A 400-nucleotide genomic window follows, 5' to 3' on the forward strand; every position below is an offset into this window, starting at 1 on the left:
CGAGAGCTTCTCGATGGCCGGGCCGCGGTATTCGATGACATAGCCCTGGCCGCCGCCGGTGCCGATCTTCGCGATGATGGCGAGGATCAGGTCCTTGGCGGTGACGGTCTCGGGCAGCTCGCCCTCGACGGTGATGGCCATCGTCTTGAAGGGCGAGAGCGGCAGCGTCTGGGTGGCCAGCACGTGCTCGACCTGGCTGGTGCCGATGCCGAAGGCCAGCGCGCCGAACGCGCCGTGGGTGGAGGTGTGGGAGTCCCCGCAGACCACGGTGGTGCCCGGCTGGGTCAGCCCCAACTGCGGGCCCACCACATGCACCACGCCCTGCTCGACATCACCCAGCGGATGCAGCCGGACCCCGAACTCCGCGGCGTTCTTGCGCAGCGTCTCCAGCTGGGTGCGC

General features: G+C 69.8%; 1 protein-coding gene. It reads right to left on the minus strand.

Annotated features, from left to right (window positions below; translation table 11 throughout):
• On the minus strand, positions 1-400 hold a 400-nt coding region (locus tag IG84_RS0137345; RefSeq protein ID WP_031067941.1), incomplete at both ends, for an aconitase family protein.

The sequence above is a fragment of the Streptomyces ochraceiscleroticus genome (genome assembly GCF_000720485.1).
Taxonomy (GTDB): domain Bacteria; phylum Actinomycetota; class Actinomycetes; order Streptomycetales; family Streptomycetaceae; genus Streptomyces; species Streptomyces ochraceiscleroticus.